This is a genomic window from Microcoleus sp. N3A4 (genome assembly GCF_036701805.1).
GTDB lineage: Bacteria > Cyanobacteriota > Cyanobacteriia > Cyanobacteriales > Microcoleaceae > Microcoleus.
In genome coordinates, this window is record NZ_JAUBRJ010000033.1 from 64,763 (window position 1) to 81,690 (window position 16,928).

Here is a 16,928-nt window from a genome sequence, read left to right on the forward strand (position 1 = left end):
AATGCGAGCAAAATTTCCGATCGGGTTTACAGAAAGAAATGGGGTTTCTAAGTAGTTAGCCACAAATAAAGTTTACCATGTAACAGAATGTCAGGCTATCATAGCAAGAGCGATTGCTTCGTTTCACTCGCTCCGAGAGAGGCAGAGATGTATTCTCAAGCTTCATCCACTTATTTACCTGTACGCAAGTTTCATCTGTTCGCGCTCGAAAACGAGGAACAGGTGTTGGTAATATGCAACAACGCAGAAAACTGATGAGACTCACTGACCTCGCATTTGAAAAAGCCGGAAAATTGCCCGTCGCCTGTGCAGAATCTCGCAACTGGTTAAGACGTGGGATTTTACTATAAAATAAATTGTCTAGAGCTTGATATTCCAGCAGGACGATCGGCATCCCTATTAGGTTGGAAATGTCATCCCGATCGAATCAAAAGTTCCTCTGATTATTTCCCTATTATTGACGATCGCGATTGGCTTTGCCAAAAGTAAAATGAGCGTTGTTAGAAACCGATGCAAAATCCAGGCAATACTGAACCCCGACCGAAAATCGATCCCTCTGTTTCAACGGATTCTAACAAAGCGCTCTACCCAGGCGCGCCTTTGCCAACATATGTAGGGATGCTTCTGCAATTGGCAGATGGTAGCATTCAGGGGTGCAATTCTCACGCCCAGGAGCTGTTGGGGATGACAGCCGAACAGATGCTCTTATGCACTTCAATCAATAGTCTGTGGCAGACTGTGCGTGAAGATGGGTCGGATTTTCCCGGCGAGAAGCATCCGGCGATGGTGGCGCTGCAAACCGGGCGATCGTGCTCAAATGTCATTATGGGCTTTTATCGGCCACAGGGACAATTGATTTGGTTGACGCTCAATTCTCAACCTTTATTTCAGGGAGATCGATCGACTCCCTATGCGGTAGTAACAACCTTCACGGAGCTAGCTAAGCCTCAGCCCGAAGCAGTCTGTAACGCGCCCGCGCAAGAAGTGTCAGACACCCTCGAAAGTATTTCGGACGGGTTCTTTGCTTTGGATCGAGACTGGCGATTTACCTACCTCAATTCGCAAGCGGCGCGGTGGCTCAATCGACCCTCGAAAGATTTGATTGGCAACAGCATTTGGGAAGAGTTTCCCGAATCTGCGGGCAGTTTATTCGAGCAGGAATATCGCCGCGCCGCTACCTTCCAAGTTACGGTGAGTTTTGAATCTTTTTATCCGCCGCTCAATGCTTGGTATGCGGTACGAGCCTATCCGATCGCATCGGGACTGGCCGTTTATTTTCAAGATGTCACCGAGCAGAAGGCGGCTCGGGCTATTTTTATTAAACAAGCGCAAACGGCGCAGCAACAACTAGCAGAAATCGAGGCGATTTATGCTAGCGCGCCGGTCGGACTTTGCTTTATCGATACCGAATTGCGGTTTGTCCGCATCAACGATCGCCTAGCAGAAATTAACAGAGTTCCAGCCGCCGCCCACATCGGTAAAACATTGCGCGAAATCTTGCCAGAAATGGCAGATGATTTAGAGCCGCTTTACCGACAAGTTATTGAAACTAAAGTTCCCCTCAACCAGCTCGAAGTTCGCAGGACGAACTCAGCACAGCCGGAAGTAGAACAGGATTGGCTGTTGAGTCTCTATCCGCTGAAGGCCGAGAACGATCGCGTTTTGGGCGTGAATGTGACGGTGCATGAAATTACCGATCGCAAAGCTAGCAAAAAAGAAATTCAACGGCTCAACCAGGAACTAGAGCGGCGAGTTAATGAACTGCAATCGATACTTGATGCTGTACCCGTTGGCATTACGATCGCTGACGATCCAGAGTGTAAAGTAATTCGCGCTAACCGATTTGCTCAGTCGATGTTGATAGTGCCGCCCGATACCAATGTTTCTGGAACCGGAGAGCAAGCCGAACTCCTTCCGTTCAGACAACTCAGCAACGGAAAGGAAATTCCGGGAGAACAACTCCCCATGCAACTGGCTGCGGCTTCCGGCGTCGAAGTGCGAGATATGGAAATTCAAATGGTGCGCGAGGACGGGGTGGCCTTTGATTGCTTGGTGAATGCGGTGCCGTTATTTGACGAGCAGGGCGCAGTTCGCGGTTGTGTGGGGGCGTTTGTGGATATTAGCGATCGCAAACGAGCTGTTGCTGCTTTGCGCCGTTCCGAGGAACGCTATCGCACTTTGTTTGAGTCCCTAGACGAAGGCTTTTGCGTCATCGAAATGCTGTTTGACGACAACGAAAAGCCGATCGATTACCGCTTTTTAGAAATCAATCCGGCCTTCGAGAAACAAACCGGACTCGTACAAGCTGCGGGGAAAACGGCGCGACAGATGCTTCCAGATCACGAAAATTATTGGTTTGAGGTGTACGGCAAAGTCGCGCTCACGGGGGAACCCTTGCGCTTTGAGAACGGCTCCGAAGCCATGAACCGCTGGTTTGAGGTTTCGGCGTTCCGCACTCCTGAGCCGCACAGCCGCAAAGTCGCCGTACTTTTCAAAGACATCAGCGATCGCAAACAGTCGGAGAATCTCTTGCAGCAACAGTCCGAGCAACTGCGCCTGTTCGTCAAACATTCGCCTGCGGGGGTGGCGATGTTTGACCGCCAGATGCGGTATATGCTGGTGAGCGACCGCTGGCTGGCAAGTTACGGGCTCGACGCTCAAAACATTGCAGGCCGATCGCACTACGACATCTTTCCCAATTTGCCCGATCGCGTGAAACAAATCCACCAGCGCTGTCTGGCGGGAGCAGTCGAAACCTGCCAAGAAGATCCGTTACCCCGCCCTGATGGCTGCGTTGACTGGGTGCGCTGGGAAATTCACCCTTGGCGAACCAACAGCGGTGAGATTGGCGGGATCATAATTTTTTCCGAAGTAATCACCGAGCGCAAAAACGCTGAACTCGCCCTGCAAGCGGCCTCCCAGCAAGTCAGCAATATTTTAGAAAGTATTACCGATGCCTTTATGGCGATCGATTCGCAATGGCGCTATACCTACGTTAATGCCACTGCTGAAAAACTGCTTTCTCGATCGAGAAACGACTTGTTAGGTCGATCGATCTGGGAGCTATTCCCCGCCGATAAAGAATCCAATTCGAGGGTATATCAAGAATTTCATCGAGTTGTTAACGAACAAGTTTCTGTCAAGTTTGAAGAGTTTTCGCCTTCACTTCAAATGTATATAGAAGTGAGCGCATATCCTGCGGCCGAAGGACTTACGGCTTATTGGAGCGATATTAGCGATCGCAAACGCACTGAAGAAGAACTGCTGCAAAAGAATGCGATTTTGAACGTAATTAACGAGTCAGCACCCACGCCAATTTTTGTCAAAAATCGAGAAGGACAGATTATTTATGCAAATCCAGCCACGCTGGAAATAATGGGCAAACCTGCTTCTGAAGTAATTGGTGGTCGCGATATCGATTTATACCCAGTAGTAGAACTTGCAGTCACAGTCACGGAAAACGATCGCCGCATTATGGAATCTGGACAAACAGAAGTCCTCGAAGAATCTCACGATGGCATTCGGACATTTCTGGTAATGAAAGCTCCCTACCGCAATCAGGCGGGAGAAGTCATCGGCTTGATTGGCATCTCCAGCGACATCACAAATCGCAAACGAGCAGAAGTCGCCCGGGAAGAACAAACTAAGTTACTGCAAGTAATTATTGACAGCATTGGTGACGGTTTGATTTTGGCCAACCAACAAGGGGACTTTGTGCTGTTTAACCGAGCCGCCGTGGGGATATTCGGTCAGCTATCCAATGAAAAATCTTGTGAGGAATGGTCGAGAACCTACGGACTTTTTACTGCAGACAAAAAAACCCTCTTCGCCGACGCTGAACTACCTCTAGCCAAAGCAATCAAAGGTGAATATGTCAATGATGTAGAGGTATTTGTCCGCCGCGAAGATTCCGAAGATCGCTGGATCAGTATCAGCGGTTATCCGGTAGTTGATGCTAGCAGCGAGATCAAAGGCGGAGTGATTGTCTGTCGGGATATTACAGAACGCAAACAAGCCGAAGCAGCGATGCAAGAAAGCGAAGAACGATTCCGCAATATGGCTAACAACGCTCCTTTTATGGTCTGGGTAACAGACTCCACAGGCTATTGCACTTTTTTGAGCGAAAGCTGGTATGAATTCACAGGTCAAACTGAGGAAACAGGTTTGGGATTTGGTTGGGTAAATGCAGTGCATCCAGAAGACCGAGAACAAGCCGAGAAGGCATTTTTGACCGCCAACGAACGTCAGGAAGCTTACCGCGTGGAATTTCGCCTGGGACGCCCGGATGGTCGCTATTCTTGGGCGCTGGATGCGGCTGCTCCCAGATTTACTGAAAGCGGACAATTTGAGGGTTTTATCGGCTCTGCGATCGACATTACAGAGCGCAAACAAGTGGAAACCGAGCGCGATCTGGTTCTGCAATTAGAACAAACTGCCCGCGCGGAAGCCGAGCGAGCTAACCGCATTAAAGACGAGTTTCTGGCGGTGCTTTCTCACGAGTTGCGATCGCCCCTGAATCCGATTTTAGGCTGGTCGCAACTGCTCGTCGCCGGCAAGCTGAACGCGAGTCAAAGCGCCAAGGCTTTTGAGACGATCGAGCGCAACGCCAGACTGCAATCTCAATTAATTGAAGACTTGCTTGATGTGTCTAGGATTCTGCAAGGGAAACTCACATTAAATGTTGCTCCGGTGAATCTGGCAACCATTATTCCGTCTGCGGTGGAAACCGTGCAATTAGCAGCCGAAGCTAAAAAAATTCAAATCAAAACAATCTTAAATCCCGATGTCTGGCAAGTTGTCGGCGATACAAGTCGCTTGCAGCAAATTGTGTGGAATTTGTTATCAAACGCGGTAAAATTCACGCCCGAAGGCGGCCGAGTAAAAGTTCTATTAACACAAATCGAAGGCAAAGCTCAAATTCAAGTCACGGACACGGGTAAAGGTATTCTTCCCGATTTCTTACCTTATGTTTTCGACCATTTCCGACAAGAAGACGGCGCTACAACTCGCAAATTTGGCGGCTTGGGATTGGGATTGGCGATCGTCCGCCAACTGAGCGAACTTCACGGCGGAACGGTGTTTGCAGAAAGCAGCGGAGAAGGCCAAGGAGCGACGTTTACGGTGAGATTACCGCTATTAAATGATGATTCTAGAAGGCAGGAGGAGGAAGCCGTTAATTGGGCTGTTAGTCCCGATATCTCATCCTTGCCGTTAGCTGGATTGAGGATTTTGGTGGTAGATGATGAGCCTGACTCGCGAGATTTTGTCGCCTTTGTGCTTGAGGAAGCGGGTGCAGAGGTGATTTCCCTGTCATCTGCTGCTGAGGCGTTGCTGTCGATCGAACAAACTGCACCGGATTTGCTCGTCAGCGACATCGGAATGCCCGAGATGGACGGGTATATGTTGATAAATCGCATCCGCACTCAGCTTGCGCCTGAGTATCGGCAGTTGTGGGCGCTCGCCTTAACGGCCTATGCTGGAGAAGCGAACGAGCGCCAAGTTTTGCAAGCCGGATTTGACAAACACTTAGCCAAGCCGATCGATCCGACCCAGTTAGTTGCTACTGTAGCGCGATCGATCTTTGAGAGCGATCGCTCGCGACGCTTTGGTAGATAAGCTTCAAGACCAGCACCTCCCCGTTTGGCGAATTTCCCACTGAATTTGCCAGTTAAAAGATATTATGCCTGTCTTCCTTCTTCCTTCTTCCTTCTTCCTTCTTCCTTCTTCCTTCTTCCTTCTTCCTTCTCCCTTGCGATCGCCCCTCAAACTTCGCTATTATAAAAAGTTGCAGTTAAAACCCCACAACCAACGATCATGGCCAAGCGCGTCCAATTAGTTTTAAATAAAGATGTCAGCAAACTCGGCAAAGCTGGCGACGTAGTAGAAGTAGCCCCGGGCTACGCCCGCAACTACCTAGTACCCCAAGGAATGGGATTTAGAGCCACTCCGGGCATTCTCAAGCAAGCAGAGCGCCGCCGTGAAGAAGAAAGACTGCGCCAGCTAGAGCTCAAGCAGCAAGCTGAAGTCCGCAAAACCGCCCTGGAATCGGCCGGGCCTTTCATCATCTCCAAGCAAGTCGGCGAAGGAGACGCGATTTTTGGTACTGTCACCAACCAAGAAGTAGCAGAACTGATTTTCAACTCTACCAGTCAAGAAGTCGATCGGCGCGGCATTACCCTACCCGAAATCCGCCAAACTGGTACATACAAAGCTGAAATCAAACTACACGCAGAAGTTATCGCCGAAGTTGATATTCAAGTTGTCCCGATGTAACAGAAATTGGTAATTGGGCATTGGTAATTGGCCTGTGCAGGGCATAGGGCATTAATGCACTGGTCAGTTATTTTTCTAATAACCAATAACCAATAATATCAAGTTCGAGCGATCGCTTATATTTATTTTTGAGTGCGAGCGTCTCGCTCGCACTCAAATGATAACTGATTAACCGGACACGATATAATCAATAACCAATAACCAATAACCAATAACTAATAACTATTGACTAATGAGCGATTTGATGCCGACAAATATAGAGGCAGAAGAAGCAATTTTAGGCGGGATTTTAATTGACCCCGAAGCTATTTCCCGAATTGCCGAACTTCTGCGGCCGGAGTTTTTTGCCATCACCGCTCATCAAGTCATTTATCGATCGGCATTAGGGCTATTTTTACAGGGTCAACCTACCGATTTAATGACGGTAACAACTTCTCTAACCGACCGCAACCAGTTAGAGCAAGTAGGAGGACTAACTAAATTAGCACAATTAGTCGATCGCACAGTTTCAGCAGTCAACATCGACCAATATGCAGCCTTAGTTGAAGACAAATATCAGCGCCGGAAATTAATCGAAGCTGGCAACAACATAGTACAATTAGGTTACGAAACTGCAACACCGCTAGAAACAGTCTTAGACCGCGCCGAACAAGAAATTTTTAGCATAACTCAAGAACGTCCGCAACAGGATTTAGTATCGATCGGCGAAACGCTAAACCAAACATTTCAAGACCTAGAAAATCGCAATGAAGGCCTAACACTTCCCGGTATTCCGTGCGGTTTTTACGACTTAGATGCTATGACAGGAGGCTTTCAGCGATCGGATTTAATCATCGTTGCTGGGAGGCCGGCAATGGGCAAATGCTGTACAGATGAGTCCGTTATACTACAAAGCGATGGAAGCCTTGTTACCATTGAAGAAATCTATCAAAAACGTCAAGCTGAATTACTAACATTAGGAGAAGATTGGCAATTTCACCTAACTAGACCATCAGCTTTTATAGATGATGGAATTAAGCGTGTATTTCGGGTAACAACAAGACTGGGACGCTTTATAGAAACTACAATTACACACCCATTTTTAACAATTAAGGGATGGCGGCAGTTAGGGGAAATACAAGCAGGCGATAAAATTGGTGTACCCCGAAAGATGAATGTTTTTGGTAAAGAAACCATCCGCGACTGTGAAGTTAAGTTATTAGCTTATCTAATTGGCGATGGGTGTTTGACACAGAGTGCGCCACACTTCACCAATGGAAATACTGCTATACTGCAAGATTTTGCTGAAGCTGCTACTAGCTTCGGAGGTCTTACGCTGCGATTCAACGATAAAGGGAGACGCGCACCCGAATATCGCGTTATCAGCGATCGAGAAAGTTACACAAAGAAAATAGACCTCTTTGGTTGGAATCTACACAAAGTCCTCGAACAACGAGATTTGTATATCCAAGAATTTGCTCAAAAATTGGAAATTTCACCGATTTTAGTCTCGTCTTGGGTACAAGGAATTGCATTTCCAAATCAAGCACTATTTACTCGCATATGTGAAATTTTAGAAGTAGATCCAAAACAGCTAGCCGGGCCCGGAATGGATGCTATTAATACAACACACAAAAACCCACTGAGATTCTGGTTAGAAGAATTAGGTCTGATGGGAAAAAATGCTCATCAGAAAACAGTACCAGAAATAGTTTTTAAATTGGAGCGACCGCAAGTTGCCCTTTTCCTCAACCGCCTTTTTTCAACTGACGGCTGGGCCACCCTACTTACCAGCGGTCAATCTCAACTAGGCTACTGTTCTGTCAGTGAAGGACTAGCCAGACACGTACAGCATCTACTGCTGAGATTTGGCATAATTGCCGCCCTCAAAAAGCGTTCCGTCAAATACAAAAATACTCGCAACCCAGCTTGGTTTATCGATATTACTGACGCAAAATCTATCAATATCTTCATATCAGAAATTGGCATTTTTGGCAAAGAGGTAGCATTATTCAAAGTAAAAGAAGCATTAGAAGATAAAGAATACCACAGTAACCGCGATTTAATTCCTGTGGAGGCTTGGGAATACCTAGCATTAGCAAAAGGCAACGAATCTTGGGCATCGCTAGCAAAACGCGCAGGTATCAAAGGTCATTCAAATATCCATGTTGGTAAACGTGCGCTGTCCAGGGAAAGATTTTTAGTTTTAGCAACGGCTTTAGATAATTTATGGCTGAAACAACTGGCCGATAGCGAGGTTTACTGGGATGAAATAGTTTCTATTGAACCGATGGGAAACAAGCAAGTTTATGACTTAACTATCCCGGAGACACACAATTTTGTGGCTAACGATATCTGCGTTCACAATACAGCTTTTTGTACCAACATCGCCCACCACATCGCCGCCGGACAGCAAAAATTGCCAGTTGCCGTTTTCAGCTTAGAAATGTCGAAAGAACAGCTAGTGCAGCGCATCCTGTCCAGCGAAGCCAAAATAGAAAGCAACAGGTTGCGATCGGGTAGAATCAGTCAAAACGAATGGGAACCAATCAGTACAGCTATTGGCAACTTATCAGAACTGCCGCTGTTTATTGACGATACTCCGAATATTACCGTCACAGAAATACGGTCGAAAGCCCGCCGCCTCCAAGCAGAACAAGGCGGAGCCCTAGGATTAATCTTGCTAGATTACCTACAATTAATGGAAGGCAGCAGCGACAACCGCGTGCAAGAACTATCTCGAATTACCAGAAGTCTTAAAGGTTTAGCCCGCGAACTCAACGTGCCGATTATTGCCTTATCTCAGTTGAGTCGGGGTGTGGAAGCGAGGACAAACAAGCGGCCGATGATGTCTGATTTACGCGAAAGCGGCTGTCTCGGTGGCGATAGTTTAGTAACCCTGGCGGATAGTGGATTAGAAGTCCCGATTCGTGATTTAGTCGGCAAATCTGGCTTTGCTGTTTGGGGATTAAATTCAGATACCCTGAAACAGGAAAAAGCGATGGTGACTAATGCTTTTTGTACTGGAGTCAAGCCCGTCTGGAAGATGACGACTTGCTTGGGAAATTCGATTACAGCAACAGGCAATCATAAGTTTTTTACATCAGATGGTTGGAAGCGGTTAGATGAATTAAAAATAGGCGATCGAATTGCTACACCTCGCTCAATTCCTTGTACTGAAGTGCAGACGATGGGTAATGCTGAATTAGCTTTACTAGGACATTTAATTGGTGATGGTTGTACTTTACCCCGACATACCATTCAGTACACGACGCGAGAATTAGATTTAGCTGAATTAGTTGCACATTTGGCTAGAGAAGTATTTGGCGATAAAATTAATCCCCGCATTAAACGCGAACGCGATTGGTATCAAGTTTATCTCTCCGCTAGTTATCGTCTCGCTCCCAATATTAAAAATCCGATTACTAAATGGCTCGAACAATTAGAAATATTTGGTTTACGTTCCCATGAAAAATTTATTCCCAGTTTAGTATTTACCCAACCGCAAGAATCGATCGCTCTTTTCCTTCGACACCTATGGGCAACTGATGGTTGTATCAAACCTACTAAAGGGAAGAAATGCCTTTATCCAGCTATTTATTATGCCTCTAGTAGCGAGAAGTTAGCCAGAGGAGTCCGTTCTCTGTTGCTTAGATTGAGTATCAATGCGGCTGTCAGAGTTATTTCTCAAGGTAAAAAAGGGCGCGCACAATATCAAGTTTGGTTGGGAGGGAAGTCAGATATAGAAATATTTGCGAATGTAATTGGTGCAGTTGGTAATTATAAAAAATCTAGTCTGGCAGAGGTGAAAGTATATCTAAATAATGCTGACAGTGGGAAGACAAATCGGGATTTAATTCCGAATGAACTTTGGCGACATCAAGTCAATCTTGCCCAAAAACGCCTTGGTTTAACCGCCAAACAGATGCAAGATCGCCTAGGTATGCGTTATTCAGGCACAACGGATTACAAATGTGATATTGGTCGAGAACGTGCACATCAGTTGGGGAATATTTTGGATGCCGAAGATATCTTCAAGCTAGCTGTTAGCGATATCTATTGGGATAAGGTGAAAGAAATCATTTTTTGTGGCGAAGAAATGGTTTACGATATAACAGTCAAAAACCTTAAAAGCTTTGTCACACAAGGGTTATACGCCCATAATTCCATAGAACAAGACGCCGATTTAGTAATTATGTTGTACCGCGATGAATATTACAACCCTGATTCGCCCGATCGCGGAATTGCCGAAGTAATTATTACCAAACACAGAAACGGCCCCACAGGAATCATCAAACTATTATTTGACGCCCAATTTACTTGTTTTCGCAATCTGGCATCTCCGAAGCGATCGTAAATCAACCAGGACTTATACAACCCATTTGAAATCTTTTATTAAAAAATCAGGCACACAAACAAGCCGTCTCACATACCGCATATAAATGGAATATGCTGTATCTCACATTTTGCACCATTCTCAAGAACAGGCTCTCCGGCCTGTTCCATAAAAGATAACTTTTCTCGCTTCACAGGCCGGAAAGCCTGTTCATAAAACCCACATTCCGCACTTCTGGCTTTGATGACTAAGGTTTTTCATACATTCACCGTATGAAAAATATCTGTGCCTACGTTTTCTATTTTGAGTATCATTATTGTCGGATTTTGCCGATACATAAAAAATTTGAATTTACAAATATTTCCTAATACATTTATTTTGGAACTTCTGAACCAATTTCCCATAAATTAGACATTAAAATTATGACAACCTGATTGTTGTCTTGCTAATTATTTGGATTTATTCAACAATATTCTCAGGTTTATTTGGGTCTTTATCCATCTTCAACTATTAAATAATATTGACCGCAAACCTTTCCTAAATAATTTAATATATCCTGACGTTCTTTTGTTAAATTGCTCACCTGTTCGGCTCCATTTAGACTGACTAAGTGTACGGCCTGAAACATCTGAAATACCCACCGCATTGTCGGTTTATTTGTTAATTTCTTGACCTGGTTCCTGATGCTGGCATTTGCTGATGCTAATTCTTGCCTCAACTTTCTTTGCGCTAGGTTATATCCCACATTCCGCAGGTCTTTAAATAGAATTGATGCTTATAAATTTAAAAAATTCAACCCTGAAGTGCTTCTCCAGTAATCACTTCAGGGTTTTTTGAGATACAATGAACGAATGAGGAGCCAAGAGGAAAAAACCATGAATGAGCATCAAGAAGCCATAAAAGTCCTAAATTTAGACCATCTAGGAATAGTAGCAGGGATAATAGACGAGATGGAATTAGTAGAAGAAGTCAATAAAATAGTAGGAATAACAACCCAAGAAATGCTCAGCCCAGGACAAGTCATGAAAGCAATGATTTTGAATGGACTAGGATTTTTAAGCGCCCCATTATACATATTCGAGGAATTTTTTGTAGTCCAAGCAACATCACATCTAATCGGAAAGGGAATACTACCCAAACATCTAAACGACGATCGACTAGGAAGAGCCCTCGATAAATATTACCAAGTAGGAACCACAAAACTCTTCACAACAATCGCCATGAAAGCCGCCCATAATTTCCAAGTAAAAATGAACAGCATCCACGCTTGATGGAAGTTCAATGTACGTACAAGGAGAATATAAAACCAAAATTAAAAACAGCGACCAAACAGAAAAAGAACCCGAACCAGAAACATCCGAAATGAAACCAATAGAAATAGTTCACGGATACTCACTCTTACCATCGACCAGACCTGAAACAATTTATCATAGACATGATTGTAACAGGAGACGGAGACATACCACTATATCTAAAAATAGATTCAGGAAACATGGACGACAAAAGCGTATTCGTATCAAGACTAAAAGAATTCAAAAAGCAGTGGACATTTGAAGGAATCTGCGTAGCAGACAGCGCATTATACACCAGGGAAAACCTATCAGCAATGACAGGAATCAAATGGATAACAAGAGTCCCATTAAGCATAAAATCAGCCCAAGATCAAATCGTAGACATCCAAGAAAGCGAATGGCAATCAAGCTCAAAAAAAGGATATAAGATAGCCGAAAGAGCTAGCGAATATGGAAACATCCAACAAAGATGGTTAGTCATAGAAAGTGAACTCAGAAAACAAGCAAGTATCAAACAAATAGACAAACAAGTAAACAAACAAGAATCAAGCGCCCAAGCCTCGCTACGTAAGCTTTCCCGGCAAAAATTCGCTTGTGTGACCGACGCAAAAACCGCCATAAAAAATCTATCAGATACATGGAAATATCACCAGATTACCGAAATTGAATGTCAAGAAAACAGTCATAAAAAAACAAAACAAACCACCAACAAAGCTAGTAATATAGACACAATATCCTATCAAATAATCGGTAGAATAGAAACCAGACCCGAAATAATATCAGCCGAAAAAATCAAAGCAGGGAGATTTATACTGGCAACAAACATCTTAGATAAAAACGAAATAACCAACCAGCAAATATTAGAAGAATACAAAGACCAACAAAGTAACGAAAGAGGATTTAGATTTTTAAAAGACCCATTATTTTTCACATCAAGCGTCTTCGTGAAAAAACCCGAGAGAGTAGAAGCAATTGCCATGATAATGGGAGTATGTTTATTAGTATATAAGGTGATTTCCAGAAATATATTTACCCAATAAGCGGTTGAATCAGAATATCCCATTTGGGGAGTTCTGGATTGCGTTGTAGCCTCTGTTCAATCGCTTTCATTGCGGTCTTTGATAATGCCACTCCCTTCTCATAGACGTTCTGATTTAATTTAACAATGGGACAAATTCCCTTCCAGGTCATCGTTTGCGCCCAAAATAACATCGTTGTGACATCCCGTAATAACGTTCCGTTCCAGTGCTTCTCCAAAATGCCCCAACACCTCTCAATAGGATTATATTTACTATGATAAGGCGGATAGTAAAGCAGTTGAATCGGTTTACCAATCTGAGCTACAAATTTCACCATTCGATTGAGAAATTGCGTTCTAATACCACTACTTTCTGGTCCATTATCCACTTTGAGTTGGAGCAGTTCCATCGAGTTTTGTTCTTCTGTTGGCAAAGCTTTCCACCAGTTATGCAATTCATCAACAATGAAATCACTCGTTTTAAAAGAACTTCCGAACGAGACATACAGTTGACCACTATCTTCATCCACAATTCCAAAGGGAATGTACTTATCGAAGGCCCCAAAATCATGGTCTAATGCTTGATTCTCCCCGCGAGTTACCCCAGAACGGGAAAATTCACCCAGTTTGACCGTGGCTTTGCAATCTAGACTTAAACGCTTGGTCACAGAACTGCGGTTGGTTAAATCCATCGCTTTGAGATTTTTGAAGATAGCATCGGTCTCAGGCAGTTTTTTTTTTGGCTTTGCTTTGACCACCGGACGTAACCGATATCCCATCCGGTTGAGAATCATCGCCATAGAACTGGCGGACGGCAAGACTGGTTCAAAGCCTTGTTCTTTCAGGTGTGAAAGCGCTTCTTTGGCCGTCAATCGGGTGTAGCCAATCGTACTTTTGAACGTCGGGTCAAGTTGGCAATGGGCTTCGGCTAACTGCCTCAAGGCTGACGATGCTTCTGGATATTTTTCTTCCCAACGTTTGGCACCACTGTAGCCAGACTGACAACCGATACAAAGGATTCCTGTCCTTCGCTCATTTAAGCCCAACTCAACCGTCGCTCTCCCCCAGCCAATTAACCGTTCTGTTTGTCTGGCATTCCCCGAACAGTACTTGAGGGACATCTCGGCTTGAAAGCTACGACGATCCACACCCGTCATTTTCTGAGCCGCTAAACGTAAATCTGAAATTTGAGATGAACTTAGAATAGCGGAAGATTCAAGTATGACGTTCAAGCCTCTTCTCCTGTATTTATCGGTGATACTAGCAATTCTACCGCTTAGGGTAACTTCTTTTTTGGAAGTCACCTAATCTCGCCCAAAGAAAGTTGAGACAAGAATTAGAATCAGCCAATGCCAGCATCAGAAACCAGGTCAAGAAATTGACAAATAAACCGACAATGCGGTGGGTATTTCAGATGTTTCAAGCCGTACATTTAGTCAACCTAAATGGAGCCGAAGAAATAAGCAACTTAACAAAGGAACGTCGGGAGATATTAAATTATTTAGGAAAGGTTTGCGGTCAATATTATTTAATAGTTGAAGATGGGTAACTCGGAAAAGAAACCGGAGAATATTGTTAAATAAATTCAAATTGTTGGCAACATAACAATCATGTTGCCGGAATTGTGATGTCTGATTTAGGGAGAATGAGTTCAGATATTGCCGAAGGAATATATTAGGAAATATCTGTGAATTCCAATTTATTATATTTCGCGAAAATCGCAAAATAATGATACTAAAATTAGAAAAGGTAGGCACAGATATTTTTTCTACATTGAAGGTATGAAAATCCTTAGTCATCAAAGCCAGAACTGCGGAATGTGGGTTATATACTAGCAAACATACTCCCATTATCATGGCAATTGCTTCTACTCTCTCCGGCTTTTTCACGAATACGCTTGATGTGAAAAACAATGGGTCTTTTAAAAATCTAAATCCTCTTTCGTTACTTTGTTGATTTTTGTATTCTTCTAATATTTGCTCGTTGGTTATTTCGTTTTTGTCTAAAATATTTGTGGCTAATATAAATCTCCCTGCTTTGATTTTTTCGGCTGATATTACTTCTGGTCTGGTTTCTATTTTCCCGGTTATTTGATATTCTATTTTGTCTGCTTTACTAGCTGTATTAGTCTGTCTTTTTAATTTCTTCCTGCCTTTTTATTGGCATTCTATTTCTGTAATTTGGTAATATTTCCATGTATCTGATAATTTTTTTATGGCGGTTTCTGCGTCGGCTTGACAGGCAAACCCTTGCTGGGAAAGCTTGCGTAGTGACGTTTTGGCGCTTTATTGTTGTTTATTTACTTGTTTGTCTATCTGTTTGATGCTTGCTTTTTTTCTGAGTTCACTTTCTATGACTAACCATCTTTGTTGAATGTTTCCATATTCGCTGCTTCTTTCTGCTATTTTATATCCTTTTTTTGAGCTTGCTTTCCATTCACTTTCTTTGATGTCTGAGATTTGATATTGGGCTGATTTTATGCTGAGTGGAACTCTTGTTATCCATTTGATTCCTGTCATTGCTGATAGGTTATCTTTGGTGTATAAGGCGCTGTCTGCTACGCAGATTCCCTCAAATGTCCACTGTTTTTTGAATTCTTTTAGTCTTTCTACAAATACGCTTTTGTCGTCGATGTTCCCTGAGTCTATTTTGAGATATAGTGGTATGTCTCCGTCTCCTGTTACGATCATGTCTATGATAAATTGTTTCAGGTCTGGTCGATGATCTATCGAGTATCCGTGTACTATTTCTATTGGTTTCATTTCGGATGTTTCTGGTTCTGCTTCTTTTTCTGTTTGATTGGTATTTTTGACTTCGTTTTTATATTCTCCTTGTACGTACATTGAACTTCCATCTAAATGGATGCTGTTCATTTTTACTTGGAATTTATGGGCAGCTTTTATGGCGATTGCTGTGAAGATTTTTGTGGTTCCTGTTTGATAATATTTGTCTAATACTCTTCCGAGTCTGTCGTCGTTTAAATGTTCGGGTAGTATTCCCTTTCCGATTAAATGTTCAGTTGCTTGGACTGCAAAAAATTCCTCGAATATGTATAATGGGGCGCTTAAAAAGCCTAATCCATTCAAAATCATTGCTTTCATGACTTGTCCTGGGCTGAGTTTTTCTTGGGTTGTTATTCCTACTATTTTCTTGACTTCTTCTACTAATTCCATCTCGTCTATTATGCCTGCTACTATTCCTAGATGATCCAAATTTAGGACTTTTATGGCTTCTTGATGCTCATTCATGGTTTTTCCCTCTTTGACCCTAACCAGTTCATCTTAACTTAAAAAAGCTTGAAGTGGTTGCCCAGCAATCACTTCAAGCTTACATTTTTCAATTTTATAACCATCAATTATGTTTAAAGACCTGCGGAATGTGGGATAAAAGGCTTATTGAAAATGGTGCAACATCTTCAGTTATATCCAATTTTCCTGACTATCCAGCACTACCAAAGCGTACTGCGGTGTTTCCCGCTTAACTAATTTGACAAATAAAAAACTAGAGCCATTCATTAACAATCCGTAAGTAGGTCGATCGCTATCGCTATTCAGATTAGCTAACATATAACCCACATTCCGCACCCCAAACTGGCACATAGTCGGATTGAGGGGGTAAAAGTGAATCACCCGAGACAAGGGTGAGTAAAAATACTCAATAATTTTGGTCGCACTCCAATCATGAGGGCTGAAAATTCCTGACAAGAGAAGTGAAGGCATGAGTTAAATCTGATACGAGTTAAAATGGCGAGCGGTAGAAAACGAAGTTTATGGCGTATTCGTAACCTGATTGATGACGAAAATGCGTTAATTGCGCTCGCAACCATAGCCAATAATCACCAAAAACAGTGTAAACTAGCAATCGCGATAAACGCTTAAATCAGGATTCAGCAGCCCATGCAGAAAGCATCCCAGATAAAAGTAGAAAACCTAGATCATCTGGGCTTGATAGCTGGTCTAGTTGATGAAATAGGAATTGTTGAAAAAATCAATGAATTAGTAGGCGAACAACCGGGTGAGATAGTCAGTCC

The 16,928-nt window shown here is 43.4% G+C and carries 7 protein-coding genes and 4 pseudogenes; 6 read left to right on the forward strand and 5 right to left on the reverse strand.

From position 1 onward, the window contains the following. The first annotated feature begins 510 nt into the window (after positions 1 to 510). Complete coding sequence (locus QUA56_RS19670; protein WP_445242929.1) at positions 511 to 5,616, forward strand: PAS domain-containing protein; 5,106 nt, start codon at positions 511 to 513, stop codon at positions 5,614 to 5,616. Between the two features lie 3 nt (positions 5,617 to 5,619). On the opposite strand, the gene QUA56_RS19675 is transcribed toward QUA56_RS19670, so the two are convergent. Further along, positions 5,620 to 5,766: a hypothetical protein gene (locus tag QUA56_RS19675; RefSeq protein ID WP_333360616.1), complete on the reverse strand. Its 147-nt coding sequence runs from the start codon at positions 5,764 to 5,766 to the stop codon at positions 5,620 to 5,622. Positions 5,767 to 5,814: 48 nt separating this feature from the next. Here QUA56_RS19675 and rplI point away from each other — a divergent pair, with 48 nt between their 5' ends. Continuing rightward, positions 5,815 to 6,273: a 50S ribosomal protein L9 gene (rplI, locus tag QUA56_RS19680; RefSeq protein WP_333025603.1), complete on the forward strand. Its 459-nt coding sequence runs from the start codon at positions 5,815 to 5,817 to the stop codon at positions 6,271 to 6,273. Between the two features lie 232 nt (positions 6,274 to 6,505). Next, positions 6,506 to 10,609, forward strand: a complete 4,104-nt coding sequence (locus tag QUA56_RS19685; RefSeq protein WP_333360618.1) for a replicative DNA helicase — start codon at positions 6,506 to 6,508, stop codon at positions 10,607 to 10,609. Between the two features lie 472 nt (positions 10,610 to 11,081). On the opposite strand, the pseudogene QUA56_RS19690 reads toward QUA56_RS19685, so the two are convergent. Beyond that, positions 11,082 to 11,327, reverse strand: a pseudogene (locus QUA56_RS19690) (IS1634 family transposase); the annotation flags it as partial. A gap of 136 nt (positions 11,328 to 11,463) precedes the next feature. Between QUA56_RS19690 and QUA56_RS19695 the strand changes: the two are divergent. After that, positions 11,464 to 12,917, forward strand: a pseudogene (locus QUA56_RS19695) (IS1634 family transposase); the annotation flags it as partial. Here QUA56_RS19695 and QUA56_RS19700 read toward each other — a convergent pair. Further along, entirely contained in the window at positions 12,910 to 14,055 is a 1,146-nt protein-coding gene (locus QUA56_RS19700; RefSeq protein ID WP_445242931.1) for an ISAzo13 family transposase, read from the reverse strand. The pseudogene QUA56_RS19695 and the gene QUA56_RS19700 overlap by 8 nt on opposite strands. Positions 14,056 to 14,204: 149 nt before the next feature. Here QUA56_RS19700 and QUA56_RS19705 point away from each other — a divergent pair. After that, a pseudogene (locus QUA56_RS19705) lies at positions 14,205 to 14,447 on the forward strand (IS1634 family transposase); the annotation flags it as partial. A 274-nt stretch (positions 14,448 to 14,721) separates the two neighbouring features. Here QUA56_RS19705 and QUA56_RS19715 read toward each other — a convergent pair. Then, a pseudogene (locus QUA56_RS19715) lies at positions 14,722 to 16,146 on the reverse strand (IS1634 family transposase); the annotation flags it as partial. A gap of 171 nt (positions 16,147 to 16,317) precedes the next feature. After that, positions 16,318 to 16,617: a hypothetical protein gene (locus QUA56_RS19720; RefSeq protein ID WP_333360628.1), complete on the reverse strand. Its 300-nt coding sequence runs from the start codon at positions 16,615 to 16,617 to the stop codon at positions 16,318 to 16,320. A gap of 177 nt (positions 16,618 to 16,794) precedes the next feature. On the opposite strand from QUA56_RS19720, the gene QUA56_RS36885 reads away from it, so the two are divergent. Continuing rightward, a partial coding sequence (locus QUA56_RS36885; RefSeq protein WP_445242932.1) for a DUF4277 domain-containing protein occupies positions 16,795 to 16,928 on the forward strand: 134 nt, incomplete at its 3' end.